Here is a 26,345-nt window from a genome sequence, read left to right as displayed (position 1 = left end):
ATGCCGCGGACTCCATATCCACGGGCGCAACTTGAATGTCGACCATAGCAGACAATATCGGCCTGGTTAGTGAGCGCATCCGTGCCGCGGCCCGGGCCGTGCAGCGCGATGAAAGCAGCGTCCACTTGCTGGCCGTGAGCAAGACCAAACCCGCGCAAGCCGTGCGCCAGGCCCATGCCGCAGGGATACGCGACTTCGGCGAGAACTACTTGCAGGAAGCCCTCGGCAAACAGGCCGAATTAACCGACCTGCCCTTGAGTTGGCACTTCATCGGCCCCATTCAATCGAACAAGACGCGCGCTATCGCCGAGAACTTCGCTTGGGTGCACTCCGTGGACCGCCTGAAAATCGCCCAACGCCTGTCCGAACAACGCCCGGCCGACCTGCCGCCGCTCAATATCTGCATCCAGGTCAATGTCAGTGGCGAAGCCAGCAAATCCGGCTGTACACCCGCCGATTTGCCAGCATTGGCCGAGGCGATCCAGGCCCTGCCCCGCTTGAAGCTGCGCGGCCTGATGGCGATCCCCGAGCCCACCGACGACCGCGCGCAGCAAGATGCCGCGTTTGCCGCCGTACGAGACTTGCAAGCGAGCCTGAACCTGGGGCTCGACACACTTTCCATGGGCATGAGCCATGACCTTGAGTCGGCCATTGCCCAAGGGGCCACCTGGGTGCGGATCGGTACCGCCCTGTTTGGCGCCCGCGACTACGGCCAGCCATGAAATGGCTGACTTCCATCTGAGTAAGGACCTGTCATGAGCAGCACGCGTATAGCCTTTATCGGCGCCGGTAACATGGCGGCCAGCCTGATCGGCGGCCTGCGGGCCAAGGGCCTGCAAGCCTCGCAAATTCGCGCCAGCGATCCGGGCGCCGAGACCCGTGCCCGGGTGAGCGCAGAACACGGTATCGAAACCTTCGCCGACAACGCCGAGGCCATCCAGGGCGTCGACGTCATCGTGCTGGCAGTCAAGCCACAGGCCATGAAGGCCGTGTGCGAAGCCCTGCGCCCAAGCCTGGCGCCGCAGCAACTGGTGGTGTCGATTGCCGCTGGTATCAACTGCGCCAGCATGAACAACTGGCTCGGCGCCCAGCCCATCGTGCGTTGCATGCCCAACACGCCATCATTGCTGCGCCAAGGCGTCAGCGGCCTGTACGCCACCGCCCAAGTGAGCGCCGCCCAGCGTGAGCAGGCCCAGGAGCTGTTGTCGGCCGTGGGCGTGGCCCTGTGGCTGGAAGAAGAACAGCAACTGGATGCCGTCACCGCCGTGTCCGGCAGTGGCCCGGCGTATTTCTTCCTGCTGGTCGAAGCCATGACCGCCGCCGGTGTGAAGCTGGGCCTGCCACGGGAAATCGCTGAGCAACTGACCCAGCAAACTGCCCTCGGCGCCGCGCATATGGTGGTGTCCAGCGATGTGGACGCGGCCGAGTTGCGCCGGCGCGTGACCTCGCCCAATGGCACCACACAGGCGGCCATCGAATCGTTCCAGGCCGGGGGCTTTGAAGCCCTGGTCGAAAAAGCACTGGGTGCCGCCGCGCACCGCTCGGCCGAACTTGCCGAACAACTGGGTCAATAAGGAGCCAATATGATTGGTTTGAACACCGCCGCCGTCTATGTACTGCAAACCCTCGGCAGCCTTTACCTGCTGATCGTGCTGTTGCGTTTTGTCCTGCAACTGGTACGCGCCAACTTCTACAACCCGCTCTGCCAGTTCGCCGTGAAGGCCACCCAGCCACTGCTCAAGCCGCTGCGCCGGGTGATCCCGAGCCTGTTCGGCCTGGACATGTCTTCGCTGGTCCTGGCGATCCTGGTCCAACTGGCGCTGATGGCCCTGACGCTGCTGCTGACCTACGGCACCATGGGCAATTTCCTGCAACTGCTGGTCTGGGCCCTGATCGGCGTGACCGCGCTGTTCCTGAAGATTTTCTTCTTCGCCCTGATTATCAGCGTGATCCTGTCGTGGGTCGCACCGGGCAGCCATAACCCGGGCGCCGAACTGGTCAACCAGATCTGCGAGCCGGCATTGGCGCCGTTTCGCAAGATCCTGCCGAACCTGGGTGGCCTGGATATCTCGCCGATCCTTGCGTTCATGGTGCTCAAGCTCCTGGACATGCTGGTGATCAACAACCTGGCGGCAATGACCATGATGCCGGACATCCTGCGCTTGCTGATCTGACCTTTGGAGGAGCCGGCTTGCCGGCGATGGCACCCGCGAAAACGCCATCGCCGGCAAGCCGGCTCCCACAGAAACAAGCCGTCATCAGCCAGGACAAGGTTCGCTTGCCGCTGGCCCCCCCGCTCTTTAGACTTACGCCTCATTTAAACGAGAGCAGGGTCGATGCCAGCTGCCTTCCCCCCCGATTCTGTTGGACTGGTCGTGCCCCAAGTGGCGCACTTCAGCGAACCCCTGGCCCTGGCCTGCGGTCGATCGCTGCCGGCCTATGACCTGATCTATGAAACCTACGGCGAGTTGAACGCCACGGCCAGCAATGCCGTGCTGATCTGCCACGCCCTGTCCGGCCATCACCACGCCGCTGGCTACCACAGCGCCGACGAGCGCAAGCCCGGCTGGTGGGACAGCTGCATCGGCCCCGGCAAGCCCATCGACACCAACAAATTCTTTGTGGTCAGCCTGAACAACCTTGGCGGCTGCAATGGCTCCACCGGCCCCAGCAGCCTCAACCCGGAAACCGGCAAGCCGTTTGGCGCCGACTTCCCGGTACTGACCGTCGAAGACTGGGTGCACAGCCAGGCACGCCTGGCCGACCTGCTGGGCATCCAGCAATGGGCCGCGGTGATCGGCGGCAGCCTGGGAGGCATGCAGGCCCTGCAATGGACCATCACCTACCCCGACCGCGTGCGCCATTGCCTGGCCATCGCCTCGGCCCCCAAGTTGTCGGCGCAGAACATCGCCTTCAACGAAGTGGCGCGCCAGGCGATCCTCACCGACCCCGAGTTCCATGGTGGTTCGTTCCAGGAAGCCGGGGTGATTCCCAAGCGCGGCTTGATGCTGGCGCGGATGGTTGGGCATATCACCTACCTGTCGGATGACTCCATGGGCGAGAAATTCGGCCGTGGGCTCAAGAGCGAGAAGCTCAACTACGACTTCCACAGCGTCGAATTCCAGGTCGAAAGCTACCTGCGTTACCAGGGCGAGGAGTTTTCCGGGCGTTTCGACGCCAATACCTACCTGCTGATGACCAAGGCTTTGGACTACTTCGACCCGGCGGCAAACTTTGACGACGACCTGGCGAAGACCTTCGAGGGTGCCAGCGCCAAGTTCTGCGTGATGTCGTTCACCACCGACTGGCGCTTTTCGCCGGCCCGCTCGCGGGAACTGGTGGATGCGCTGATGGCCGCCCGCAAGGACGTGTGCTACCTGGAGATCGATGCACCGCAAGGCCACGACGCCTTCCTGATCCCGATCCCGCGCTACCTGCAGGCGTTCAGCAACTACATGAACCGCATTACATTGTGAGAAAGCCATGAGAGCCGACCTGGAAATCATCCAAGACTGGATCCCCGCCGGCAGCCGCGTGCTCGACCTGGGTTGCGGCGATGGCGAACTGCTGAGCTGGCTGCGCGACAACAAGCAAGTCACCGGCTATGGCCTGGAAAACGACCCGGACAACATCGCCCAGTGCGTGGCCAAGGGCATCAACGTGATCGAGCAGGACCTGGACAAGGGCCTGGGCAACTTTGCCAGCAACAGCTTCGATATCGTGGTGATGACCCAGGCCCTGCAGGCCGTGCACTATCCGGACCGGATCCTCGACGAGATGTTGCGCGTCGGCCGCCAGTGCATCATCACCTTCCCCAACTTCGGCCACTGGCGCTGCCGCTGGTACCTGGCCACCAAGGGCCGGATGCCGGTATCGGACTTCTTGCCGTACACCTGGTACAACACGCCCAACATTCACTTCTGCACCTTCGAGGACTTCGAAGCGCTGTGCAGCGGGCGCGAAGCCAAGGTGATCAACCGCCTTGCCGTCGATCAACAGCATCGCCACGGCTGGGCGAGTAAGCTATGGCCTAATCTTTTGGGTGAAATCGGGATTTATCGGGTCAGCAGTCCTGGCCTGACCGACCACCAGATTGCCGTCTAACCATTTTCGAGGAGGACGATCATGAGTCGCCTGGCTATTTTTCTACTCACCGCCTGCCTGGGCGCCAGTGCCATGGCCGCCGGCCCTATCGACAGCAATCGGCAGAAGGCATTTGGTGATATCACCGTGCACTACAGCACCTTCACCTCCAGCTTCCTGCAACCCGAGACAGCCCAGGCCGTGGGCGTGGTGCGCAGCAAGAACAAGGGCATGATCAACGTTTCGGTGATCAAGGGCGTGGAGCCCGTGGCGGCGCAAGTGACCGGCACGATCAAGGACCTGACCGGCAAAAGTGAAATGCTGACCTTCAAGCAAATCACCGAAAAAGGCGCGATCTACTACCTCGCCCCCTACTCGGTGCCGCAGCAGGAGTTCCGCACCTTTACCATCAATGTTGAAACCGGCGGCAAGGCCCATGGTTTCAGTTTCACCCAAGAACTGTTCCCGGCCGAATAATGAACCTGACACAACTCGTACTGGCCAGCCATAACGCCGGCAAACTCAAGGAACTCCAGGCCATGCTCGGCGAATCGGTGCAATTGCGCTCGATTGGCGAGTTCAGCCAGGTGGAGCCGGAAGAGACCGGCCTGTCATTCGTCGAAAACGCCATCCTCAAGGCCCGCAATGCCTCGCGCATTTCCGGCCTGCCGGCACTGGCCGACGATTCGGGCCTGGCGGTGGACTTCCTCGGCGGCGCTCCTGGCATCTACTCGGCGCGCTATGCCGACGGCAAAGGCGACGCGGCGAACAACGCCAAGCTGCTGGACGCCCTCAAGGACGTGCCGGACGCGATGCGCGGCGCGCAGTTTGTCTGCGTGCTGGCGCTGGTGCGGCATGCCGACGACCCGCTGCCGATCCTCTGCGAAGGCTTGTGGCACGGGCGCATCCTGCATACGGCCAGCGGCGAGCACGGGTTTGGCTATGACCCGCTGTTCTGGGTGCCGGAGCGCAATGTGTCCAGCGCCGAACTGAGCCCCGCCGACAAAAACCAGATCAGCCACCGCGCCCGCGCAATGGATTTGCTGCGCCAGCGCCTGGGCTTGAAATGACCCACAACACCTCCGCGCAGCCCCTGATCCTCGGTGGCGCGCAAACACCTCGGGCGGCCTTGCCAGTGCTGCCGCCCCTGGCGCTGTACATCCACATCCCGTGGTGCGTGCGTAAATGCCCCTATTGCGACTTCAACTCCCACACCGCCAGCAAGGTGTTGCCGGAAGAAGAGTATGTCGACGCGCTGCTGGCGGACCTGGATCAGGACCTGCACGCGGTGTATGGCCGCGAGTTGAGTTCGATCTTCTTTGGCGGCGGCACGCCAAGCCTGTTCAGTGCGGCGGCGCTGGGCCGGTTGCTGGAGGGCGTGGAGCAACGTATCCGGTTTGCCAGCGATATCGAAATCACCCTGGAAGCCAACCCCGGCACCTTCGAGCAAGAGAAGTTCGTCGCCTACCGCAAGCTGGGGATCAATCGCCTGTCGATTGGCATCCAGAGCTTCCAGCAGGAAAAGCTCAAGGCCCTGGGCCGCATCCACAACGGCGACGAAGCCGTACGCGCCGCCGGCATGGCACGCCAGGCCGGGTTCGATAACTTCAACCTGGACCTGATGCACGGTTTGCCCGATCAATCCCTGGACGACGCCTTGGGCGACCTGCGCCAGGCGATTGCGCTCAAGCCGACCCATCTGTCGTGGTACCAACTGACCCTGGAACCCAACACCGTGTTCTGGAACCAGCCGCCGACGCTGCCGGAAGACGACACCCTGTGGGATATCCAGGAAGCCGGCCAGGCCCTGCTCGCCGAACACGGCTACGCGCAATATGAAGTCTCGGCCTACGCCCAGCCGGGCCGGGCCGCGCGGCATAACCTCAATTACTGGAGTTTTGGCGACTTTATCGGCATCGGCGCCGGCGCCCACGGCAAGCTCAGTCATCCAGACGGGCGCATCGTGCGCACCTGGAAGACCCGCGCACCGAAGGACTACCTCAACCCGGCAAAAAGCTTCCAGGCAGGCATGAAAGAGCTGACCAACGAGGAACTGCCCTTCGAGTTCCTGATGAACGCCCTGCGCCTGACCGAGGGCGTGGAAGCCAAGCTGTATGCCGAGCGCACCGGCCTGGACCTGGCCAGCCTGGATCAAGCCCGCAGGGATGCCGAACAAAGTGGCTTATTGCAGGTCGAACCGTCACGCCTGGCGGCCACGGACCGTGGGCAACTCTTTCTCAATGACCTGCTGCAGAAGTTTTTGAGCTGATCGCTCTAAGGAAATCGAATGGATCTGGTACTCGACCTGCTCGCCACCGTATCCCGCTGGAGCCGTAGCAACCTGTCGGAAATATCCCTGGCGCTGGTAGGCTGCCTGTTGGTGCTATTCGGCGCCGACATCAAGGGCTGGGTCGAAGCGCGCCTGGGCAGCATCGCCGGCGCCTTGCGCGTACCGTTGATGGCCCTGCTGTGCATGATCGGCAGCGGCGCCGCGCTGATCTACGCCACGCCGTGGATTGTGCGGGGGTTGAGCCAGTTCAATAACTACAGCCTGGCACCGGTGCTGTTGGTGGTGCTGGTGTTGATTGGCGTGGTTGCCGACCGCCGCTGACTCAAAGCCCACCACAAAACAACTGTAGGAGCTGGCTTGCCTGCGATAGCATCACCTCGGTGTATCAGTGATACCCAAGTGACGCTATCGCAGGCAAGCCAGCTCCTACAGTTGGTCGCATTCCAGCTTTCTAGCTGATCAAGCCAGCTTTTCGAACTTCAAATCCCAAACCCCATGCCCCAACCGCTCGCCACGGCGTTCGAACTTGGTGATCGGACGTTCGGCCGGGCGTGGTACGCACTGACCATCTTCGGCCAGGTTGCGGTAGCCAGGGGCGACGTTCATCACTTCCAGCATGTACTGCGCATACGGTTCCCAATCGGTGGCCATATGCAGGATGCCGCCCACCTTGAGCTTGCTGCGCACCAGTTCCGCGAAGGACGCCTGGACGATACGGCGCTTGTGGTGACGACTCTTGTGCCATGGGTCCGGGAAAAACAGCATCAGGCGGTCGAGGCTGTTGTCGGCGATGCAGCGGTTAAGCACTTCGATCGCATCGCAGTCATAGACCCGCAGGTTTTTCAGGCCCTGGGTCAGCACGCCGTTAAGCAGCGCGCCCACGCCCGGACGGTGCACTTCCACACCGATAAAGTCTTGCTCGGGCGACGCCGCAGCCATTTCCAGCAGGGAATGGCCCATGCCGAAGCCAATTTCCAGGGAGCGCGGGGCCGAACGGCCAAACACCTGGTCGAAGTCCACCGGCGCATCGGCCAGGGGCAGGACGAACAGCGGCGTGCCCTGGTCCAGGCCCTTTTGCTGGCCTTCGGTCATGCGCCCGGCACGCATCACAAAACTCTTGATGCGGCGGTGCTTGGACTCGTCGCCTTCTTCCACGGGGTTCGGCGTTTCGTTTGATTCAGTCATCAATGGCTCTTACTTGATCAGACCATCCAGCGGCGAGGAGGCGCTGGCGTAAAGTTTTTTTGGCATACGCCCGGCGAGGTACGCCAGGCGGCCGGCGACAATCGCGTGTTTCATGGCTTCGGCCATCATGATCGGCTGTTGCGCATTGGCGATGGCCGAGTTCATCAGCACCGCTTCGCAGCCCAGTTCCATGGCGATGGTGGCATCGGACGCGGTACCGACGCCGGCATCCACCAGCACCGGGATCTTGGCTTCTTCGAGGATGATCTGCAGGTTGTACGGGTTGCAGATCCCCAGGCCAGTACCGATCAGGCCGGCCAGCGGCATCACCGCGATGCAGCCGATCTCGGCCAGTTGGCGGGCGATGATCGGGTCATCGCTGGTGTAGACCATCACGTCGAAACCTTCCTTGACCAGGGTTTCGGCGGCCTTGAGGGTTTCGATCACGTTGGGGAACAGGGTTTTCTGGTCCGCCAGCACTTCCAGCTTCACCAGGTTGTGGCCGTCGAGCAGCTCACGGGCCAGGCGGCAGGTGCGCACAGCTTCGATGGCGTCGTAGCAACCGGCAGTGTTGGGCAGGATGGTGTAGCGATCGGGCGGCAGGATATCCAGCAAGTTCGGTTCGCCCGGGTTCTGGCCGATATTGGTGCGGCGCACAGCCACCGTCACGATTTCGGCGCCCGAGGCTTCGATAGCCAGGCGGGTTTCTTCCATGTCGCGGTACTTGCCGGTGCCTACCAGCAAACGCGACTGGTAGGTACGACCGGCCAGGACGAAGGGCTTGTCGCTACGAACGATGCTCATGGGAAATCCTCGAGTAGGGGTGAGGTTCTGCAGAATCCGGGTAGTTGCCGCAGGGCTAGCCGCCGCCGATGGCGTGGACCACTTCAACCTGATCGCCTTCGGTGAGGGCGGTATCGGTGTGCTGGCTACGCGGGACGATATCCTGGTTGAGCTCCACTGCGACGCGACGTCCGGTCAGTTCCAGACGGGTCAGCAGGGCCGCGACGGTTTCACCGTCGGGCAGTTCATAGGATTCGCCGTTCAATTGAATGCGCATGCCACGGGCCGCCATCGTTTTTAGGGGCCAGCATTCTAGCCTGATCGTGACCTGAAGGTCAGCTACAAGCGTCAGGCGGTCAGTTGCAGGCGCCAGGCGGCGAGCCCCAGGCACAGCCAGCCAATCAGGAACGCCAGGCCGCCAAACGGCGTGATGATCCCCAGCTTGCCAATGCCGATGGTGGTCAGCAGGTACAGGCTGCCGGAGAACAGCAAGATGCCGATGCTGAACGACACACCGGCCCAGAGCACCAGGCGCCCGGGCACATGCGCGGCCAGCAAGGCCACGCCAAACAACGCCAGGGCGTGCACCAGTTGGTAGGTCACGCCGGTGTGGAATATCGCCAGGTATTCAGCCGTCAGGCTTTTTTTCAGGCCATGGGCGGCGAACGCGCCGAGGGCAACACCGGTAAAGCCGAAAAAGGCCGCCAACATCAGAAAGCCACGCAGCATGAGGAACTCCAGTCAGACTCAAAGGGCCGGGTCTGTATAATGGCCCGCTCAACGGGTTCGGCCAAGCCATCTCTATGCTGCGTGTCCTCTTCAGTCGTTTTCTCAAAGTCGTGAAATGGTTTGTCATCGGCAGTGTTTTGCTGGTGCTGCTGTTTCGTGTCGTCCCGCCGCCGTTTACCGCACTGATGGTCGAGCGCAAGATCGAGTCCTGGGTCGATGGCGAGCCCATTGACCTGCAACGTACCTGGGTGCCGTGGGATGAGATCTCCGATGACCTGAAAGTCGCGGTGATGGCCGGCGAGGACCAGCGCTTCCCGCAGCATTGGGGTTTTGACTTCGGGGCGATCCAGGCTGCGCTGCTGCATAACGAGCGCGGCGGCTCGATTCGCGGCGCCAGTACGCTGAGCCAGCAGGTATCGAAAAACCTGTTCCTGTGGGCCGGCCGCAGTTATTTGCGCAAGGGCCTGGAAGCCTGGTTTACCGGGCTGATCGAAATCCTCTGGCCCAAGCAGCGGATCCTTGAGGTGTACCTCAACAGCGTGGAATGGGACGAAGGTGTGTTTGGCGCAGAGGCGGCAGCGCGGCATCATTTTGGCGTGGGTGCCAAGGGGCTTTCGCGGCAGCAGGCCAGTTATCTGGCAGCGGTACTGCCCAATCCACGGGTGTGGAGTGCCAGCCATCCGACGGCGTATGTGGCGCGGCGGGCGGCGTGGATTCGCCAGCAGATGGGGCAGTTGGGTGGTACTGGCTATTTGAATGAGCTGAACAGTACGCGAAAGGCGCCGTGGGCCAACTGACGCAACATAAAACCTGTAGGAGCCGGCTTGCTGGCGATGGCGCTGTATCAGCCAATCATTGAGAGCCGGTAGATCGCCATCGCCGGCAAGCCGGCTCCTACAGGGGCGCGGCACGAACAAAAATGCCCCGATCTTTCGATCGGGGCATTTTTTTGCTCGTTCGCTGCGTGTTAGGCGGCGATCGACAGTTTCAGCTTATTCATCGCGCTCTTCTCAAGCTGACGAATGCGCTCGGCCGACACATTGTACTTTTGCGCCAGGTCGTGCAGCGTGGCTTTTTCTTCTGCCAGCCAGCGCTGGTAGAGGATGTCACGGCTGCGGTCGTCCAGCACTTCCAGTGCTTCGTGCAGATTGTGATTGGAGTTGTCGCTCCAATCGGCATCTTCCAGTTGGCGCGCCGGGTCGTACCGGTGGTCTTCCAGGTAATTGGCCGGCGATTGGAAAGCGCTGTCATCGTCCGCTTCAGCGGCCGGGTCAAAGGCCATGTCATGGCCGGTCAGGCGACTTTCCATCTCGCGCACTTCACGGGGCTCCACGCCGAGACTTTCGGCCACACGGTGGACTTCCTCGTTGTTCAGCCACGCCAGGCGTTTTTTCTGGCTGCGCAGGTTGAAGAACAGCTTGCGCTGGGCCTTGGTGGTTGCCACTTTCACAATGCGCCAGTTGCGCAGGATGAACTCGTGGATTTCCGCCTTGATCCAGTGCACGGCGAACGACACCAGGCGCACACCCATTTCCGGGTTGAAGCGTTTCACAGCCTTCATCAGGCCGACGTTGCCTTCCTGGATCAGGTCAGCCTGGGCCAGGCCGTAGCCGCTATAGCTACGGGCGATATGTACGACAAAACGCAGGTGGGCGAGCACCATCTGCCGAGCCGCCCCCAAATCCTGCTCATAGTAGAGACTCTCGGCCAGTTCACGCTCCTGCTCGGGCGTCAGCAATGGAATGCTGTTGACCGTGTGCACATAGGCTTCCAGGTTCGCACCCGGGACCAGAGCATAAGCAGGTTGCAAAGAAGTGGTCATACGAAAAAACCTCCGACTCACATAACTCGTGCAGTTCAGCACTGCGAAAATTGACCGGAAACCGTAGGACAAGTTCCCTAAACCACTGATACGGTCAATACAAACGAAACCACATTAATCTGACATTAACTACTTCGGCGCCAGCTCACGTAAATGCCGTGCGACCGCAATCCAAGCACCGATATACCCCAACAACACCGCGCCAAGCAACAGTGATAGACCATCGGCAGCGGGTACGCCAGCCAGGGCAAAATCACTGCCATACAAACCGGCCAGGCCGACTACCGCGTCGTTCAGCCAATCCAGGCCAAACGCCAATACGCCCCAGGACAGAATCCCCGCACCAAAGCCATAAAGCGCGCCCATGTACAGAAAAGGACGACGCACATAGCTGTCTGTGCCGCCGACCAGTTTAATCACTTCTATCTCGGTGCGGCGGTTTTCAATATGAAGGCGAATGGTATTGCCTATCACCAAAAGTAATGCAGAAACCAGCAACACCGTCAGGCCAAAGACAAACCGGTCGCCCAGCTTGAGAATCGCCGCCAGACGCTCGACCCACACCAGATCAAGCTGCGCCTGCTGTACCTTGGGCAATTCAGCCAATTTTTGTCTTAATGCTTCAAGGGCCGTCTTGTCGATTTCATTGGGCGTGACCAACACAACCCCCGGCAGCGGGTTCTGCGGCAGCTCCTTGAGCGCCTCACCCAGGCCGGACTGTTGCTGGAACTCTTCCAGCGCCTGGTCGCGGCTGATGTACTCGGCATCCGCCACGCCCGGCAGGTTCTTGATCTGCTCGCGCAGGGCCTCGCCTTCAGTGGCGCTGGCATCCAGTTGCAGATATAGGGAAATCTGCGCCGCGCGCTGCCAGGAACCGCCCAGGCGTTCGACATTATTAAGCAGCAACGACAAGCCCATCGGCAGGCTCAACGCCACGGCCATCACCAGGCAGGTGAAGAAGCTGCCAATCGGCTGCTTGCCCAGGCGGCGCAGGCTGTCCACCAGGCTGGCGCGATGGCTTTCGATCCAGGCGTGCAGCAAGGTGCTGAAGTCAGGGCCGTCATCATCGTCGCGTTTCTTTTTCTGCGGTTGCGGGTCGGCCGCTTTCGGCGCTACGCGCTCGGAAACTTTAGGGCTGCGTGTGGCACTCATACGCCAGCCTCCCCGTCACCGATCAGGCGGCCGCGCTGCAGGGTCAGCATGCGATGGCGCATGCGCGCGATCAATGCCAGGTCGTGACTGGCAATCAGCACGCTGGTGCCCAGGCGGTTGATGTCTTCAAAAACACCCATGATTTCTGCAGCCAGGCGCGGGTCGAGGTTACCGGTAGGTTCGTCCGCCAGCAGCAAGGCCGGGCGATGGACGATGGCGCGGGCAATGCCGACGCGCTGTTGCTGGCCGGTGGACAGGTCGCCGGGGTACAGGTCGGTCTTGTCCGACAGCGCCACCCGCTCCAGGGCCGAATCCACACGCTTGACGATTTCGGCCTTGGACAGCCCGAGGATCTGCAATGGCAGGGCGATGTTATTGAACACCGTGCGATCGAACAGCAATTGATGGTTCTGGAACACCACGCCGATCTGCCGGCGCAGGAACGGGATCTGTGCATTGCTGATGGTGGCCAGGTCCTGGCCCGCCAGCAGCAATTTGCCGGTGGTCGGGCGCTCCATGGCCAGCAACAGGCGCAGCAAGGTACTTTTGCCGGCGCCGGAGTGACCGGTGACAAACAAGAACTCGCCACGGCGCACCCGGAAACTCAGCTCATGCAAGCCGACATGCCCGTTGGCGTAACGCTTGCCCACCTGTTCAAAACGAATCATGAACGCTCCCGCTCGGCAAACAGTGCCTGGACAAAGGGTTCGGCCTCAAACGTGCGCAGGTCATCAATGCCTTCGCCGACACCGATATAACGAATCGGCAGCCCGAATTGTTTAGCCAGGGCGAAAATAACCCCACCCTTGGCCGTGCCATCGAGCTTAGTCAACGCCAGGCCAGTCAGCTGGACTGTCTGGTTGAATTGCTTGGCCTGGCTGATCGCGTTCTGCCCGGTCCCGGCGTCCAGCACCAACAGCACCTCGTGGGGCGCGTCGGCGTCGAGCTTGCCTATCACCCGGCGGACTTTCTTCAACTCTTCCATCAAGTTGTCTTTGGTATGCAGGCGACCGGCGGTATCGGCGATCAGCACATCGATGTTACGGGCCTTGGCGGCCTGCACGGCATCGAAGATCACCGAGGCGGAGTCGGCGCCGGTGTGCTGGGCGATCACCGGGATCTTGTTGCGCTCGCCCCACACCTGCAATTGCTCCACGGCAGCGGCGCGGAAGGTGTCACCGGCGGCGAGCATGACTTTCTTGCCTTCCAGTTGCAGCTTCTTCGCCAACTTGCCGATGGTGGTGGTCTTGCCGGCGCCGTTGACGCCAACCACCAGGATCACAAAGGGTTTTTTCTCGGTAATCACCAGCGGCGCTTCCACTGGCTTGAGCATGGCGGCCAGTTCGGCCTGCAATGACTTATAGAGCGCGTCGGCGTCGGTGAGCTGCTTGCGCGCGACCTTCTGGGTCAGGCTCTGGATGATCACGGCGGTGGCTTCGACGCCCACGTCAGCGGTCAGCAGGCGGGTCTCGATATCTTCGAGCAACTCGTCATCGATGATCTTTTTGCCGAGGAACAGGCTGGCCATGCCTTCGCCGATGCTTGCGCTGGTCTTGCTCAGGCCTTGCTTGAGTCGGGCGAAGAAGCCGGTCTTGCTGGTTTCAGCAGGTGCGGTCGCAGGCTCGGCAACTACGGCTACGGGCTCGACAATCACCGGTTCGACCACAACGGGCAGGGGCTCGGCGACCACCTCGACCGGCTCCACAACCACAGGAATCGGTGGTGCCACATGTTCGGCCTGCACATCCTCGACCAGCGCGACAGGCTCTTCAGCCACCGGCAATGGCGGCCACGGCTTGTGCTCTGGCTCTGGCTCTGGCTCTGGCGCAGCCTCCACCACCGGCTGCAAGACCGGTTCGGCGATAGGCAGCACCACAGGCGCCGGCGTCTCGACGACAGGCTCGGCCACCGGTTCAATCGCAGGTTGCGCCTGCAAAACAGGCTCGGGTACGGGCTCAGGTTGCACTTGCGGCTGTTCGACGACGGTTTCCTGCGGCTTTTTGCGCAGCCATCCGAACAGGCCTTTTTTCTCGCCAGCCGCAGCTGGGCTCTTCTTGTCGTCGTTGGAACCAAACATGGAGGACGGCTATCTCACGGTAGCGACGCGCCAAGGTGGCGCCTCGGTAAATAATATTCGATGCGCAACAGACTGTTTTTTAGCCAGCTTGTTCATGCGCAGTATTTTGTGAGGCGTGAATACAGCCTCAACAAATCGATTCAATATAGGACTGAAGCGATAAAATCGGCGAAAAGCGGATTAAAACCGGGGAAACCCACGGATAACTCCATCTTCACGACGACTGGATCCGAAACGATATGACAGCCGCAGTGGCCGCCGCTAATACGGATCAGTATCCTAGCACCTCCTCGCCCGCCGACGCTAAGACCAAGCGGGCAGCCCAACAGGTTTAAAAACGAATGAATGCTCTAGCCCGCCGCGCCGCAGGCCTGCTGCTCAGCACAGTTTGTCTGCCCCTTTCAGCCTTGGCTGCCGACCCTCAACCCACCCATGAATTCACCCTGGACAACGGCCTCAAGGTCGTCGTGCGCGAAGACCATCGCGCTCCGGTGGTGGTCTCGCAGGTCTGGTACAAGGTCGGCTCCAGCTATGAAACCCCTGGCCAGACCGGTTTGTCCCATGCCTTGGAACACATGATGTTCAAGGGCAGCTCCAAGACTGGTCCAGGCGAAGCTTCGTTGATCCTGCGCGACCTGGGCGCCGAAGAAAACGCCTTCACCAGCGACGACTACACCGCCTACTACCAAGTGCTGGCCCGCGACCGCCTGGGCGTGGCCCTGGAACTGGAAGCCGACCGCATGGCCACCCTGCGCCTGCCGGCGGACGAATTCAGCCGCGAGATCGAAGTCATCAAGGAGGAGCGCCGCCTGCGCACCGATGACAACCCGATGTCCAAGGCCTTCGAACGCTTCAAGGCCATGGCCTACCCGGCCAGCGGCTACCACACGCCGACCATCGGCTGGATGGCCGACCTGGACCGCATGAAGGTCGAGGAACTGCGCCACTGGTACCAATCCTGGTACGTGCCGAACAACGCCACCCTGGTAGTGGTCGGCGACGTGACCCCGGACGAGGTGAAAACCCTGGCCCAGCGTTACTTCGGCCCGATCCCCAAGCGTGACGTGCCACCGGCGAAAAAGCCCTTGGAACTGGCCGAGCCGGGCGAACGCCTGCTGACCATGCACGTGCAGACCCAATTGCCGAGCGTCATCCTGGGCTTCAACGTACCGGGCCTGGCCACTGCCGAAGACAAGCGTTCGGTCAACGCCCTGCGCCTGATCTCGGCACTGCTCGATGGCGGCTACAGCGCGCGCATCCCGAGCCAGCTGGAGCGCGGTGAAGAACTGGTGTCCGCCGCCTCGACCAACTACGACGCCTACACCCGCGGCGACAGCCTGTTCACCTTGAGCGCCACACCCAACCAGCAGAAGCAGAAAACCGTGGCCCAGGCCGAAGCCGGGCTCTGGCGCCTGCTGGACGAACTCAAGGCCAAGCCACCGACCGCCGAGGAACTGGAGCGTATTCGCGCCCAGGTCATTGCCGGCGTGGTCTACGAGCGCGACTCCATCACCAGCCAGGCCACGGCCATTGGCTCCCTGGAAACGGTCGGCCTGTCATGGAAACTCATGGACACCGAGCTTGCCGAGCTGCAAAGCGTGACGCCCGAAGACATCCAGAAAGCCGCGCGTACGTATTTCACCCGCGAACGCCTGAGTGTCGCCCATGTCATGCCCGAGGAGACCACTCATGAGTGATCGCAAAAACAACCGCCTGGTGCTGCCTGGCCTGATCGTCGTGACCCTGGTGGCAGCGGTCGCGGTGTATATCGGTCGCCCGGACGACTCCGTGGCCAGCCCGGCGCTGGAGCAGGCCAAGTCCAGCAAGACCCTGCAATCCCTGGCGGAACTGGACGGCAAGAACCCGACCAATCGCCAGCTCAACGTGCAGACCTGGAACACCGCCGAGGGCGCCAAGGTGCTGTTCGTCGAGGCCCATGAGCTGCCAATGTTCGACATGCGCATCCTGTTCGCCGCCGGCAGCAGCCAAGACGGCAACACGCCGGGCCTGGCGCTGCTGACCAACGCCATGCTCAACGAAGGCGTGCCGGGCAAGGATGTGGGGCAGATTGCCGCCGGTTTTGAAGGCCTGGGCGCGGATTTCAGCAACGGTGCCTACCGCGACATGGCGCTGGTGTCGCTGCGCAGCCTCAGTGCCGCCGACAAGCGCGAGGCCGCTCTCACGCTGTTTGACCAGGTGATCGGCCAGCCGACCTTCCCTGCCGACTCCCTGGCGCGGATCAAGAACCAGTTGCTGGCAGGCTTCGAGTACCAGAAACAGAACCCGAGCAAGCTGGCGAGCATCGAGCTGTTCAAGCGCCTGTACGGCGATCATCCCTATGCGCACCCGAGCGAAGGCACACCAGAGAGCGTACCGGCCATTACCCAGGCACAGTTGAAGGCATTCCACGCCAAGGCCTACGCCGCCGGCAACGCGGTGATCGCGATGGTCGGCGACCTGTCCCGTGCCGACGCCGAAGCCATGGCAGCCAAGGTGTCCGCGTCCCTGCCCAAGGGCCCGGCACTGGCGAAAATCGCCGAGCCGACCGAGCCCAAGGCCGGCCTGGGGCACATCGAGTTTCCCTCCAAGCAGACGCACTTGCTGTTCGCGCAACTGGGCATCGACCGTGCCGACCCGGACTACGCCGCCCTGTCCCTGGGCAACCAGATCCTTGGCGGCGGTGGCTTTGGCACCCGCTTGATGAGCGAGGTGCGCGAGAAGCGCGGCCTGACCTATGGCGTGTACTCCGGCTTCTCGCCGATGCAGGTACGTGGCCCCTTCATGATCAACCTGCAGACCCGCGCCGAAATGAGCGGCGGCACCTTGCGCCTGGTGGAGCAAGTGCTGGCCGACTACCTCAAGACCGGGCCGACGCAAAAAGAATTGGATGACGCCAAACGTGAACTGGCCGGCAGCTTCCCGCTGTCTACCGCGAGCAACGCCGATATCGTCGGGCAACTGGGCGCCATGGGTTTTTACAACCTGCCGCTCAATTACCTGGAAGACTTCATGAAGCAATCCCAGGCCCTGACCACCGAACAGGTCAAGGCTGCACTGAACAAGCACTTGAGCAGCGATAAAATGGTGATCGTGACCGCTGGTCCCACCACCGCGCAAAAGCCACTACCGCCCCCCACTGATAAACCTGCCGAGCAGCCGCTCGGGGTTCCGGAGCATTAATGGCTAGTCCATCGCGCCCTAAAAAACCTGTCCACAACGTTCATAACGGTGTGGGCCAACTGCGCATCATTGGCGGCCAATGGCGCAGCCGCAAGCTGAGCTTCCCCGATGTCGTGGGCCTGCGCCCGACCCCGGACCGGGTCCGCGAGACCCTGTTCAACTGGCTCGCGCCGTACATCGAAGGGGCCAAGGTGCTTGACCCGTTCGCCGGCAGCGGCGCGCTGTTCCTCGAGTCGCTGTCCCGTGGCGCCGCCCTGGGCCAGGCCCTGGACGCGAGCAACGTGGCGGTTTCCAGCCTGCGCGAACACCTGGGCACCCTGCGCTGCACCACCGGTCACGTCCAAACCGCCGATGCCCTGCGCTACCTGGAAACCCAGCCGGCCAGTGCATTCGACGTGGTGTTCCTCGACCCGCCGTTCAACCAGAACCTGCTGCCGACCGTCTGCACCCTGCTGGAAGAGCGCCAATGGCTGGCCGATGACGCCTGGGTCTACACCGAAAGCGAAACCGCGCCATCAACCCTGGGCCTGCCGGGCAACTGGCGCCTGCACCGCGAGCAAAAGTCCGGGCGGGTGTATTACGCGTTGTGGCAACGTACCGCTCTGACCCACTGAAAACGCTGTAGGTGCGAGTTTGTCTGCGGGCAGGCCCGCGCCTACAGGACAGGTATTCATGACACCGCCAGCAAACCGCTTCACCCCCGCCTTCGGCCTCGGCAACCCACATCTGCAAACGCTGTGGGGCCCGCTCTGGCGCCCCACCACCCACCTCGAGCGCCAGCGCGAGCGCCTGTGGCTGGAAGATGGCGATTTTCTCGACCTCGACTGGCACGGCCCCCACGACCCGCATGCGCCCTTGGTGCTGGTGCTGCATGGGCTGACCGGTTCGTCCAACTCGCCCTACGTTGCCGGCCTGCAAAAAGCCCTGGCCAGCCAGGGCTGGGCCAGTGTCGCGCTGAATTGGCGTGGCTGCTCCGGCGAACCCAACCTGTTGGCCCGCAGTTACCACTCCGGCGCCAGTGAAGACCTGGCCGCCGCCATCGCGCACCTGCGGGCCAAGCGGCCGTTGGCGCCGCTGTATGCCGTGGGTTACTCCCTGGGCGGGAATGTGCTGCTCAAGCACCTGGGCGAAACCGGCGACCACTGCGGCCTGCAAGGCGCGGCGGCGGTATCGGTGCCGTTTCGCCTGGATCAGTGCGCCGACCGCATCGGCCTGGGCTTCTCACGGGTCTATCAGAAGCACTTCATGCGCGAGATGCTCAGCTATATCCGGGTCAAGCAGCGCCAATTCACCCAGGACGGGCGCGAAGACGCACTGAAGACCCTGGCCGAGCTGGGCTCGCTGGAGAAGATGCGCACATTCTGGGATTTTGATGGGCGCGTCACCGCACCGCTGCATGGCTATCTGAGCGCCGAGGACTATTACCGGCGGGCGTCGAGTCGTTACTTCCTGGGGGAGATTCGCACGCCAACGCTGATCATCCAGGCGGCGGATGATCCTTTTGTGTTCGCCCACAGCTTGCCCCAGGCCAGCGAGCTGTCGGACTGCATCGAGTTTGAACTGCAGGCCAAGGGTGGGCATGTGGGGTTTGTCGAGGGTTCGCTGAAGACGCCTGGGTACTACCTGGAGCGGCGGATCCCGCATTGGTTACGGGTAAAACACGGTTAATCATGTGGGAGCGGGCTTGCTCGCGAATGCGGCGTTTCAGCTAATAAATTCGGTGGCTGGCACACCGCATTCGCGGGCAAGCCCGCTCCTACATTTGATCGGGGATTACCCACTTAATCGCCGGTAGCAATTTCGCGCTGCGGATCAGTGATCCACTCACTCCACGACCCCGCATACAACTTGCCCAACGGATACCCCGCCAGGCTCAAGGCAAACAGGTTGTGGCACGCCGTCACACCCGAGCCACAATACGCCACCAATTCCTGGGGCGAGCGGCCTTGCAGCTTTTCTGTAAACCGTTGCTTGAGCTGCGACACCGGCAAGAAGCGTCCGTCACTGCCCAGGTTTTCGCTGAACGCCGCACATTGCGCGCCGGGAATATGCCCGGCAATCGGGTCAATGGGTTCCACTTCACCGCGAAAGCGCGGCAAGGCACGGGCGTCGATCAAGGTCAGGCCCGGCTGGCCCAGGCGTTTTTGCAGGTGCTCGGCGTCCAGCAGAAGATGGTTGTCCGGGCTGCCGGCAAAGGTGCCAGGCTCGGTGCTCGGCGCATCCAGGCTCAAGGGGAAACCGGCGCTGTGCCAGGCCTTCAGGCCACCATCGAGGATCGACACACCGTCACGCTTGCCCAGCCACACCAGCAGCCACCAGGCACGGGCGGCAAACGCGCCAGGGCCGTCGTCATACAGCACGATTTCGCTGTCGGCATTGACGCCCCAGGCCTGTAACTGCTGGACCAGCACCTGGGGCGCCGGCAGCGGATGGCGACCAGTCACGCCCTTGGTCACTGGCCCACTGAGATGGCGCTCCAGGTCCGCATACTGCGCCCCCTCGATATGCCCTTCGGCATAGCTGCAACGCCCGTAATCCGGGTCTTCCAGGGCAAAACGGCAATCGAGGATGACTAAGCCTGCGTGCTGCTGGCGTTCGGCCAGTTGTTGCGGGCTGATCAGTTGCGCAAGCGGCATGACGGACTCCTGGAAATACGTTCGGGAAAGGGCCTACTTCACTTCTTCCAGTGCCTGACTTAGAGGCACGTAAAATTCCTTGAACAACGCGTCCACGGCTTCTTTGGCCTGGGGCGCGATAAACCCCGCCTCCAGCACCAGCACCTGATACACCCCGCGCTTGATCGCCTCGGCACTCAGGTGTGCGGAGTTCTCGTTGGTGGTGCACAAAAAGCGCACCCAGGAGGTGAGGATAATCCAGGCGTTGAGGGTCAAGGCTTCGGTCTGCACCGGGTCCATGTTCAGGATCCCGGCCTCGACAAACCCCCGGTAAATCGCGCCGCCCTGGATCAGGCAGCGCTGGGAAAAGCGCCGGTAGCCGGTGGCCAGTTCCGGGTCGCTTTCCAGCAGATGCTCAAGGTCGCGGTGCAAAAAGCGGTAGCGCCACATGCCGGCCAGCACCGCCTGCAGGTAGAAGCGCTTGTCCTCGACCACCATGGCCCGCCCCTGGGGCGGGCGCAGGAAGCTGTCTACCAGGGCTTCGTACTCGCGAAACAGCACGGCGATAATCGCCTGCTTGTTCGGGAAGTGGTAGTACAGGTTGCCGGGGGATATTTCCATGTGGGCAGCAATATGGTTGGTGCTGATGCTGCGCTCGCCCTGCTGGTTGAACAGCTCCAGGCTGGTTTGCACAATGCGTTCGCTGGTCTTTACTCGTGGTGCCATGGGGTATCGGCTTCTAAAATCCTGATGCAAACATCTTACGGTCTATCCTTGCCAGGATAAAACTGCATGTTGCCGCGAAGTCATTTGACAAAATAGAGCAATAACTCTAAAAACGCAGGTATTCCAATAACAATCGGGAACTGCGCCATGTCTGCCAACGTTGCCTACCTGCAAGATTCCCAGGCGCTGGACCAACTCCAGGACCTGTTCGCTGCTCAGCGCCGCGCCTACGCGGCCAACCCGATGCCAACGGCGGCGCAGCGTCAGCAGTGGCTCAAGGCCTTGCGCGACCTGCTCAGCGATGAGCGCCAGGCGCTGATCGAGGCCATCAGCAGCGATTTCAGTCATCGCAGTGCCGACGAAACCCTGTTCGCCGAACTGATGCCCAGCCTGCATGGCATTCACTACGCCAGCAAACACCTCAAGGGCTGGATGAAACCGTCGCGCCGCGCTGTAGGTATAGCCTTCCAGCCGGCATCTGCGAAAGTGATCTATCAACCCCTGGGCGTCATCGGGGTGATCGTGCCCTGGAACTACCCGTTGTACCTGGCCATCGGCCCGCTGGTCGGTGCGTTGGCGGCGGGTAACCGGGTGATGCTCAAGCTCAGCGAATCCACCCCCGCCACTGGCCAGTTGCTCAAGACCCTGCTGGCGCAAATCTTCCCCGAAGACCTGGTGTGCGTGGTGCTCGGCGAAGCAGAAGTGGGCATGGCGTTCTCCAAGCTGCCGTTCGATCACCTGCTATTCACCGGGGCCACCAGCATCGGCAAGCATGTGATGCGCGCCGCCGCCGAGCACCTGACCCCGGTGACCCTGGAGCTGGGCGGTAAATCCCCGGCAATTGTCTCGGCCGATGTGCCGCTCAAGGATGCCGCTGAACGGATCGCATTCGGCAAGGCGCTGAATGCCGGGCAAACCTGTGTGGCGCCGGACTACGTGCTGGTTCCCGAAGACCGTGTGGACGGCTTCGTCGAGGCCTACACCCAGGCGGTACGTGGGTTTTATCCGACCCTGGCCGACAACCCGGACTACACCGCCATCATCAACGAGCGACAACTCGCCCGACTCAATGCCTACGTCAAGGACGCAACCGACAAGGGCGCGACCCTGGTGCCGCTCTATGACCAGGGCCAGGCACGGCGCATGGCCCATAGCCTGCTGCTGAATGTCAGCGATGAAATGACCGTGATGCAGGACGAGATTTTCGGCCCGGTGTTGCCCATCGTGCCCTATCGCGGGATCGACCAGGCGTTTGCCTACATCAACCAACGCCCTCGCCCACTGGCGCTGTATTACTTCGGCTACAACAAGGCCGAACAGAATCGCGTACTCCACGAGACCCATTCCGGCGGCGTGTGCTTGAACGACACCCTGCTGCACGTGGCCCAGGACGATATGCCTTTTGGCGGCATCGGCCCGTCGGGCATGGGCCACTACCACGGCCATGAAGGGTTCCTCACGTTCAGCAAGGCCAAGGGGGTGCTGATCAAGCAACGCCTGAATGCGGCCAAGCTGATTTACCCACCGTATGGCAAAGCCATCCAGAAACTGATCCAGAAGCTGTTCGTGCGCTAAAACCGTTACCACCGGGACCACAATAAAAATGAACCCTAGCCTGACTGAATCACCCGCGCTGTCACGGCGCGGCGTCTTGAAGATCGGCCTGTGCGCCAGCGCCTTCCTGGCCACCGCAGGCCTTGGCGCCAGCCTCAGCGGTTGCTCCAGCAGCACCCCCGCCAGCGGCTTTGCCATGTTGCGCAACAGCGACCTGCCGTTTTTGCGCGCAGTGATCCCGGTGTTACTCGAAGGCGCGGCCAGCGCCGAGGTAGTGGCGGCAGGCATTGAGGACACCCTGAAAAAACTCGATTACAGCCTGCAGCACCTGTCACCGGAGATGTTCAAGCTGACCCAGCAGTTGTTCGACGTACTGGGCATGGCCGTCACCCGTGGCCCGCTGACCGGCATCTGGGGCAGTTGGGAAAATGCCAGCAGCGAGCAGATCCGCAACTTCCTGCATCGCTGGGAGAACAGCTTCCTCAACCTACTGCGCATGGGCCAGGGCTCGCTGCTCAAGCTGGTGATCATGGCCTGGTACTTTCGGCCCGAGTCCTGGGCCCATTGCGGGTACCCCGGGCCACCGAAGATCTGACCTTGGCAACCCACTTTGATAGCCACTCCGTAGCCAAAACAATAAGAGAACAAGCTAATGCCCGTACCTGATGTGTTCCGCGATGGCATGGCCCGCGGCTGGAAAACCCATAACGGCGCCGCCCTCGACCAGGACCTGGTGCTGGACGCCGATGTCGCGATCATCGGCAGCGGCGCAGGCGGCGGCACTACCGCAGAGATTCTCAGCGCCGCCGGCTACAAGGTGCTGCTGATCGAAGAAGGCCCGCTCAAGACCAGCAGCGACTTCAAGCTACTGGAAGACGAGGCCTACGCCAGCCTGTATCAGGAAGGCATAGGCCGCATGAGCAAGGACGGCGCCATCATCATCCTGCAAGGCCGTGCCGTGGGCGGCACCACGCTGATCAACTGGACCTCGAGCTTTCGCACCCCCGACCCGACCCTGTCCCACTGGGCCAGCGAGTACGCGGTCAAGGGCCACAGCAGCGCCGAGATGGCGCCGTGGTTTGAAAAGATGGAACAGCGCCTGGGCATCGCACCCTGGGCCCTGCCGCCCAACCCCAACAACGATGTGATCCGCAAAGGCTGCGAAAAGCTCGGCTACAGCTGGCACGTGATCCCGCGCAACGTGCGCGGCTGCTTCAACCTAGGCTATTGCGGCATGGGCTGCCCGGTCAACGCCAAGCAATCGATGCTAGTGACCACCATTCCCTCGACCCTGGAGCAAGGCGGCGAGTTGCTGTACCTGGCCCGCGCCGAGCGCCTGAAGTTCAGCGGCGACACCATCACCAGCCTCGAATGCGTGGCCATGGATGCGCGCTGCGTAGCGCCTACCGGCCGCAAGATCACGGTCAAAGCCAAGCATTACGTACTGGCCGGCGGCGGTATCAACAGCCCGGCGCTGCTGATGCGCTCGGACGCACCCGACCCGCATTCGCGCCTGGGCAAGCGCACGTTCCTGCATCTGGTGAATTTTTCTGCGGGGCTGTTCGACGAGGTGATCAACCCGTTCTACGGCGCGCCGCAATCGATCTACTCCGACCACTTCCAATGGCAGGACGGCACCACCGGCAAAATGTCCTACAAGCTCGAAGCGCCGCCGCTGCACCCGGCGCTGGCCAGCACATTGTTCGGGGGTTATGGCACGCAGAACGCCCTGGACATGAGCCAGTTGCCCAAGACCCACGCCATGCTGGCGCTGCTGCGCGACGGCTTTCACCCCGACAGCCAGGGCGGCAGCGTCGGCCTGCGCGGCGATGGCACGCCGGTGCTCGACTATGAGGTCTCGCCCTACGCCTGGGACGGCCTGCGCCGGGCTTTCCACAGCATGGCCGAGATCCAGTTTGCCGCCGGCGCCAAGTCGGTCAAGCCGCTGCACCACGACGCGCGCTACGTCAACACACTGGCGCAGGCCCGCAGCCTGATTGACGGCCTGAACCTGGAACTGCATCGCACCTGCCTGGGCAGCGCCCATGTGATGGGCGGTTGCGCCATGGGCGAAGAGCCGAAAAACGCCGTGGCCGACAGCCTGGGGCGGCATCACCAACTGCGTAACCTGTCGATCCACGACGGCTCGCTGTTCCCCACCAGCATCGGCGCCAACCCCCAGCTTTCGGTGTACGGCCTGACTGCGCAACTGGCGACGGCGCTGGCTGAACGTCTGAAAACAGCATGAAAAAACCAGGTATTCGCGGTGTCTATAGTGCTTTCTTCTGAATAAGTTGACTTGGCCGACCGGGATGGCTGCGATACCATCCGGTTCCCCAACGGACTCCGCCAGGACGACGCGATGAACCGAGTGTTGTACCCAGGTACCTTCGACCCGATTACCAAAGGCCATGGCGATCTGGTCGAACGCGCCTCGCGCTTGTTCGACCATGTGATCATCGCGGTCGCGGCCAGCCCCAAGAAAAACCCGCTGTTTCCCCTGGAACAGCGCGTGGAGCTGGCCCGCGAGGTCACCAAGCACCTGCCCAACGTGGAAGTGGTGGGCTTTTCGACGCTGCTGGCGCACTTTGCCAAGGAACAGAACGCCAATGTGTTCCTGCGTGGCCTGCGGGCGGTGTCGGACTTCGAGTATGAATTCCAGCTGGCCAATATGAACCGCCAACTGGCGCCGGACGTTGAGAGCCTGTTTCTTACGCCGTCGGAGCGTTACTCGTTCATTTCCTCGACCCTGGTGCGGGAAATCGCGGCATTGGGTGGGGATATCACCAAGTTTGTGCACCCTGCGGTCGCCGATGCGCTGACGCTGCGCTTCAAGAAGTAAGACCGCTCGACCGGCGCCCGCTCGCACTGCGGGCGCCAATGCGGCACAATTGCGCGCATTAGTTTTTCAGATGCCTTGGCAGAGCGCCCTGGCAGGAGTTTCCATGTCCCTGATCATCACCGACGATTGCATCAACTGCGACGTCTGCGAACCCGAGTGCCCGAACGCTGCCATTTCCCAGGGTGAAGAGATCTACGTGATCGACCCCAACCTGTGCACCCAGTGTGTCGGCCACTACGACGAACCCCAGTGCCAGCAAGTGTGCCCGGTCGATTGCATCCCGCTGGATGAGGCACACCCTGAGACTGAAGAGCAGTTGATGGAGAAGTACCGGTTGATTACCGGTAAGGCCTGAGACCTTGTGTTGGCTGGGCGGGCCTCATCGCGGGCAAGCCCGCTCCCACACTTGAAGGTGTTCACAAGTCAAAATGTGGGAGCGGGCTTGCCCGCGATGACGGCAGCCGCCGTCACACACAATCAGCTCTGGCACTTGGGGCAAAACACACTCGCCCGCTGCCCCAGCATCACATTGCGCAATTCGCTCCCGCAGACCTTGCACGCCTCGCCACCCCGGCCGTAGACGAACAGTTCCTGCTGGAAATACCCCGGCTGGCCATCGCCACCGATAAAGTCGCGCAATGTCGTACCGCCGCGCTCGATGGCGGCCGCGAGGATGCGTTTGATCTCGATCGCCAGCTTCAGGTAACGCCCACGGGAAATGCCCTTGGCCTCCCGGCGCGGGTCGATCCCGGCGGCAAACAGCGCCTCGGTCGCGTAGATATTGCCCACCCCCACCACCACCGCGTTGTCCATGATGAACGGCTTGACCGCCATCGAGCGCCCACGGGACAGCTGGAACAGGCGCTCGCCGTCGAACAGGTCGGTCAACGGCTCCGGCCCCAGGCGCAACAGCAGTTCGTGGTTGTGCGGGTCCTGGCTCCAGAGCATCGCGCCAAAGCGCCGGGGGTCGGTGTAGCGCAGGGCCAGGCCCGACTCCAGCTCGATATCCACATGCTCGTGCTTGGCCGCCGGCAGGCCGACTTCCACCAGACGCAGGTTGCCCGACATGCCCAAGTGGCTGATCAAGGTGCCGACTTCGGCGTTGATCAGCAGGTACTTAGCCCGCCGCTCCACCAGCACGATGCGCTGCCCGGACAGGCGCACATCGAGGTCTTCGGGGATCGGCCAGCGCAGGCGCCGTTCACGCACCACCACGCGGCTGACCCGCTGGCCTTCCAGGTGCGGCGCAATTCCGCGCCGGGTGGTTTCGACTTCTGGCAGCTCAGGCATATTCGTCTCGCGATAGA

30 protein-coding genes are annotated in these 26,345 nt (G+C 62.2%); 19 read left to right on the top strand and 11 right to left on the bottom strand.

What is annotated here, in order from left to right:
- Positions 1 to 35: 35 nt before the first annotated feature.
- The 9 genes from HBO12_RS11210 (at position 36) to HBO12_RS11170 (ending at position 6,694) form a co-directional block, all read left to right on the top strand.
- Positions 36 to 722 carry a YggS family pyridoxal phosphate-dependent enzyme gene (locus HBO12_RS11210; RefSeq protein WP_170042152.1) on the top strand — a complete coding sequence of 229 codons (687 nt, stop codon included), beginning with the start codon at positions 36 to 38 and terminating at the stop codon, positions 720 to 722.
- Between the two features lie 33 nt (positions 723 to 755).
- Entirely contained in the window at positions 756 to 1,574 is an 819-nt protein-coding gene (gene proC / locus HBO12_RS11205; protein ID WP_057440375.1) for a pyrroline-5-carboxylate reductase, read from the top strand.
- A 9-nt stretch (positions 1,575 to 1,583) separates the two neighbouring features.
- Positions 1,584 to 2,174, top strand: coding sequence for a YggT family protein (locus HBO12_RS11200; RefSeq protein ID WP_057440376.1), 591 nt, complete (start codon positions 1,584 to 1,586; stop codon positions 2,172 to 2,174).
- A gap of 162 nt (positions 2,175 to 2,336) precedes the next feature.
- The gene (metX, locus tag HBO12_RS11195) at positions 2,337 to 3,476 is read left to right on the top strand and encodes a homoserine O-succinyltransferase MetX (protein WP_169954935.1); all 1,140 of its coding nucleotides are present in this window, start codon (positions 2,337 to 2,339) and stop codon (positions 3,474 to 3,476) included.
- 7 nt (positions 3,477 to 3,483) lie between these two features.
- Positions 3,484 to 4,104: a methionine biosynthesis protein MetW gene (gene metW / locus HBO12_RS11190; RefSeq protein WP_029300485.1), complete on the top strand. Its 621-nt coding sequence runs from the start codon at positions 3,484 to 3,486 to the stop codon at positions 4,102 to 4,104.
- Positions 4,105 to 4,125: 21 nt separating this feature from the next.
- Complete coding sequence (locus HBO12_RS11185) at positions 4,126 to 4,560, top strand: DUF4426 domain-containing protein (protein ID WP_029300487.1); 435 nt, start codon at positions 4,126 to 4,128, stop codon at positions 4,558 to 4,560.
- Entirely contained in the window at positions 4,557 to 5,153 is a 597-nt protein-coding gene (rdgB, locus tag HBO12_RS11180) for an RdgB/HAM1 family non-canonical purine NTP pyrophosphatase (RefSeq protein WP_169955044.1), read from the top strand. The genes HBO12_RS11185 and rdgB overlap by 4 nt, the downstream gene beginning before the upstream one ends.
- On the top strand, positions 5,150 to 6,352 hold the full coding sequence (gene hemW, locus HBO12_RS11175) for a radical SAM family heme chaperone HemW (RefSeq protein WP_262376965.1): 1,203 nt from the start codon (positions 5,150 to 5,152) through the stop codon (positions 6,350 to 6,352). The genes rdgB and hemW overlap by 4 nt, the downstream gene beginning before the upstream one ends.
- Positions 6,353 to 6,370: 18 nt before the next feature.
- Positions 6,371 to 6,694 (top strand): DUF3392 domain-containing protein, encoded by a 324-nt coding sequence (locus tag HBO12_RS11170; RefSeq protein ID WP_034116244.1) that lies wholly within the window; start codon positions 6,371 to 6,373, stop codon positions 6,692 to 6,694.
- 138 nt (positions 6,695 to 6,832) lie between these two features.
- Here the strand turns inward: HBO12_RS11170 and trmB are convergent, their stop codons facing one another.
- The 4 genes from trmB to HBO12_RS11150 all read right to left on the bottom strand — a co-directional run bounded on the left by trmB (position 6,833) and on the right by HBO12_RS11150 (position 9,070).
- Positions 6,833 to 7,558: a tRNA (guanosine(46)-N7)-methyltransferase TrmB gene (trmB, locus tag HBO12_RS11165; protein ID WP_169954936.1), complete on the bottom strand. Its 726-nt coding sequence runs from the start codon at positions 7,556 to 7,558 to the stop codon at positions 6,833 to 6,835.
- Between the two features lie 9 nt (positions 7,559 to 7,567).
- Positions 7,568 to 8,362: a thiazole synthase gene (locus HBO12_RS11160; RefSeq protein ID WP_017845016.1), complete on the bottom strand. Its 795-nt coding sequence runs from the start codon at positions 8,360 to 8,362 to the stop codon at positions 7,568 to 7,570.
- Positions 8,363 to 8,417: 55 nt separating this feature from the next.
- Positions 8,418 to 8,618 (bottom strand): sulfur carrier protein ThiS, encoded by a 201-nt coding sequence (thiS, locus tag HBO12_RS11155; RefSeq protein ID WP_170042151.1) that lies wholly within the window; start codon positions 8,616 to 8,618, stop codon positions 8,418 to 8,420.
- Positions 8,619 to 8,689: 71 nt separating this feature from the next.
- A complete protein-coding gene (locus HBO12_RS11150; RefSeq protein WP_076963151.1) occupies positions 8,690 to 9,070 on the bottom strand; it encodes a DUF423 domain-containing protein in 381 nt (126 codons plus the stop codon).
- Positions 9,071 to 9,144: 74 nt separating this feature from the next.
- Between HBO12_RS11150 and mtgA the strand changes: the two genes are divergently transcribed.
- On the top strand, positions 9,145 to 9,867 hold the full coding sequence (mtgA, locus tag HBO12_RS11145) for a monofunctional biosynthetic peptidoglycan transglycosylase (protein WP_170042150.1): 723 nt from the start codon (positions 9,145 to 9,147) through the stop codon (positions 9,865 to 9,867).
- A 170-nt stretch (positions 9,868 to 10,037) separates the two neighbouring features.
- Here the strand turns inward: mtgA and rpoH are convergent, their stop codons facing one another.
- The 4 genes from rpoH to ftsY form a co-directional block, all read right to left on the bottom strand.
- Entirely contained in the window at positions 10,038 to 10,892 is an 855-nt protein-coding gene (rpoH, locus tag HBO12_RS11140; RefSeq protein WP_003176698.1) for an RNA polymerase sigma factor RpoH, read from the bottom strand.
- Positions 10,893 to 11,021: 129 nt separating this feature from the next.
- Positions 11,022 to 12,044 carry a permease-like cell division protein FtsX gene (ftsX, locus tag HBO12_RS11135; RefSeq protein ID WP_057440383.1) on the bottom strand — a complete coding sequence of 341 codons (1,023 nt, stop codon included), beginning with the start codon at positions 12,042 to 12,044 and terminating at the stop codon, positions 11,022 to 11,024.
- Positions 12,041 to 12,712, bottom strand: coding sequence for a cell division ATP-binding protein FtsE (gene ftsE / locus HBO12_RS11130; RefSeq protein ID WP_003213784.1), 672 nt, complete (start codon positions 12,710 to 12,712; stop codon positions 12,041 to 12,043). Before ftsE ends, ftsX begins: the two co-directional genes overlap by 4 nt.
- Entirely contained in the window at positions 12,709 to 14,121 is a 1,413-nt protein-coding gene (ftsY, locus tag HBO12_RS11125; protein ID WP_170042149.1) for a signal recognition particle-docking protein FtsY, read from the bottom strand. Before ftsY ends, ftsE begins: the two co-directional genes overlap by 4 nt.
- A gap of 341 nt (positions 14,122 to 14,462) precedes the next feature.
- Between ftsY and HBO12_RS11120 the strand changes: the two genes are divergently transcribed.
- From HBO12_RS11120 to HBO12_RS11105, 4 genes are read left to right on the top strand one after another with little or no spacing between them, the layout of a single operon-like run.
- Positions 14,463 to 15,818, top strand: a complete 1,356-nt coding sequence (locus tag HBO12_RS11120) for a M16 family metallopeptidase (RefSeq protein WP_169954939.1) — start codon at positions 14,463 to 14,465, stop codon at positions 15,816 to 15,818.
- Positions 15,811 to 17,301, top strand: a complete 1,491-nt coding sequence (locus HBO12_RS11115; RefSeq protein WP_169954940.1) for a M16 family metallopeptidase — start codon at positions 15,811 to 15,813, stop codon at positions 17,299 to 17,301. The genes HBO12_RS11120 and HBO12_RS11115 overlap by 8 nt, the downstream gene beginning before the upstream one ends.
- On the top strand, positions 17,301 to 17,915 hold the full coding sequence (gene rsmD / locus HBO12_RS11110; RefSeq protein ID WP_169954941.1) for a 16S rRNA (guanine(966)-N(2))-methyltransferase RsmD: 615 nt from the start codon (positions 17,301 to 17,303) through the stop codon (positions 17,913 to 17,915). The genes HBO12_RS11115 and rsmD overlap by 1 nt, the downstream gene beginning before the upstream one ends.
- Positions 17,916 to 17,973: 58 nt before the next feature.
- The gene (locus HBO12_RS11105) at positions 17,974 to 18,969 is read left to right on the top strand and encodes a hydrolase (RefSeq protein WP_170042148.1); all 996 of its coding nucleotides are present in this window, start codon (positions 17,974 to 17,976) and stop codon (positions 18,967 to 18,969) included.
- Positions 18,970 to 19,082: 113 nt separating this feature from the next.
- On the opposite strand, the gene HBO12_RS11100 is transcribed toward HBO12_RS11105, so the two are convergent.
- Together HBO12_RS11100 and HBO12_RS11095 are read right to left on the bottom strand one after the other, a co-directional pair.
- Entirely contained in the window at positions 19,083 to 19,937 is an 855-nt protein-coding gene (locus tag HBO12_RS11100; protein WP_170042147.1) for a sulfurtransferase, read from the bottom strand.
- A 33-nt stretch (positions 19,938 to 19,970) separates the two neighbouring features.
- Entirely contained in the window at positions 19,971 to 20,642 is a 672-nt protein-coding gene (locus HBO12_RS11095; protein WP_170042146.1) for a TetR/AcrR family transcriptional regulator, read from the bottom strand.
- A gap of 147 nt (positions 20,643 to 20,789) precedes the next feature.
- On the opposite strand from HBO12_RS11095, the gene HBO12_RS11090 reads away from it, so the two are divergent.
- The 5 genes from HBO12_RS11090 to HBO12_RS11070 all read left to right on the top strand — a co-directional run bounded on the left by HBO12_RS11090 (position 20,790) and on the right by HBO12_RS11070 (position 25,393).
- The gene (locus tag HBO12_RS11090; RefSeq protein ID WP_169954944.1) at positions 20,790 to 22,217 is read left to right on the top strand and encodes a coniferyl aldehyde dehydrogenase; all 1,428 of its coding nucleotides are present in this window, start codon (positions 20,790 to 20,792) and stop codon (positions 22,215 to 22,217) included.
- Between the two features lie 28 nt (positions 22,218 to 22,245).
- Positions 22,246 to 22,791 carry a twin-arginine translocation pathway signal protein gene (locus HBO12_RS11085; RefSeq protein ID WP_170042145.1) on the top strand — a complete coding sequence of 182 codons (546 nt, stop codon included), beginning with the start codon at positions 22,246 to 22,248 and terminating at the stop codon, positions 22,789 to 22,791.
- Between the two features lie 57 nt (positions 22,792 to 22,848).
- On the top strand, positions 22,849 to 24,444 hold the full coding sequence (locus HBO12_RS11080) for a GMC family oxidoreductase (protein ID WP_170042144.1): 1,596 nt from the start codon (positions 22,849 to 22,851) through the stop codon (positions 24,442 to 24,444).
- A 114-nt stretch (positions 24,445 to 24,558) separates the two neighbouring features.
- Positions 24,559 to 25,038, top strand: coding sequence for a pantetheine-phosphate adenylyltransferase (coaD, locus tag HBO12_RS11075; protein WP_003176711.1), 480 nt, complete (start codon positions 24,559 to 24,561; stop codon positions 25,036 to 25,038).
- Between the two features lie 103 nt (positions 25,039 to 25,141).
- Positions 25,142 to 25,393, top strand: a complete 252-nt coding sequence (locus HBO12_RS11070) for a YfhL family 4Fe-4S dicluster ferredoxin (RefSeq protein ID WP_003213796.1) — start codon at positions 25,142 to 25,144, stop codon at positions 25,391 to 25,393.
- Positions 25,394 to 25,515: 122 nt separating this feature from the next.
- Here the strand turns inward: HBO12_RS11070 and mutM are convergent, their stop codons facing one another.
- Positions 25,516 to 26,328, bottom strand: a complete 813-nt coding sequence (mutM, locus tag HBO12_RS11065) for a bifunctional DNA-formamidopyrimidine glycosylase/DNA-(apurinic or apyrimidinic site) lyase (protein ID WP_057440389.1) — start codon at positions 26,326 to 26,328, stop codon at positions 25,516 to 25,518.
- Positions 26,329 to 26,345 lie beyond the last annotated feature (17 nt).

Source organism: Pseudomonas sp. WS 5059, from assembly GCF_012985525.1.
Taxonomy (GTDB): Bacteria; Pseudomonadota; Gammaproteobacteria; order Pseudomonadales; family Pseudomonadaceae; genus Aquipseudomonas.
Note: the sequence above shows the minus strand (reverse complement) of the source record. Positions and strands in the feature narration are given on the sequence as shown.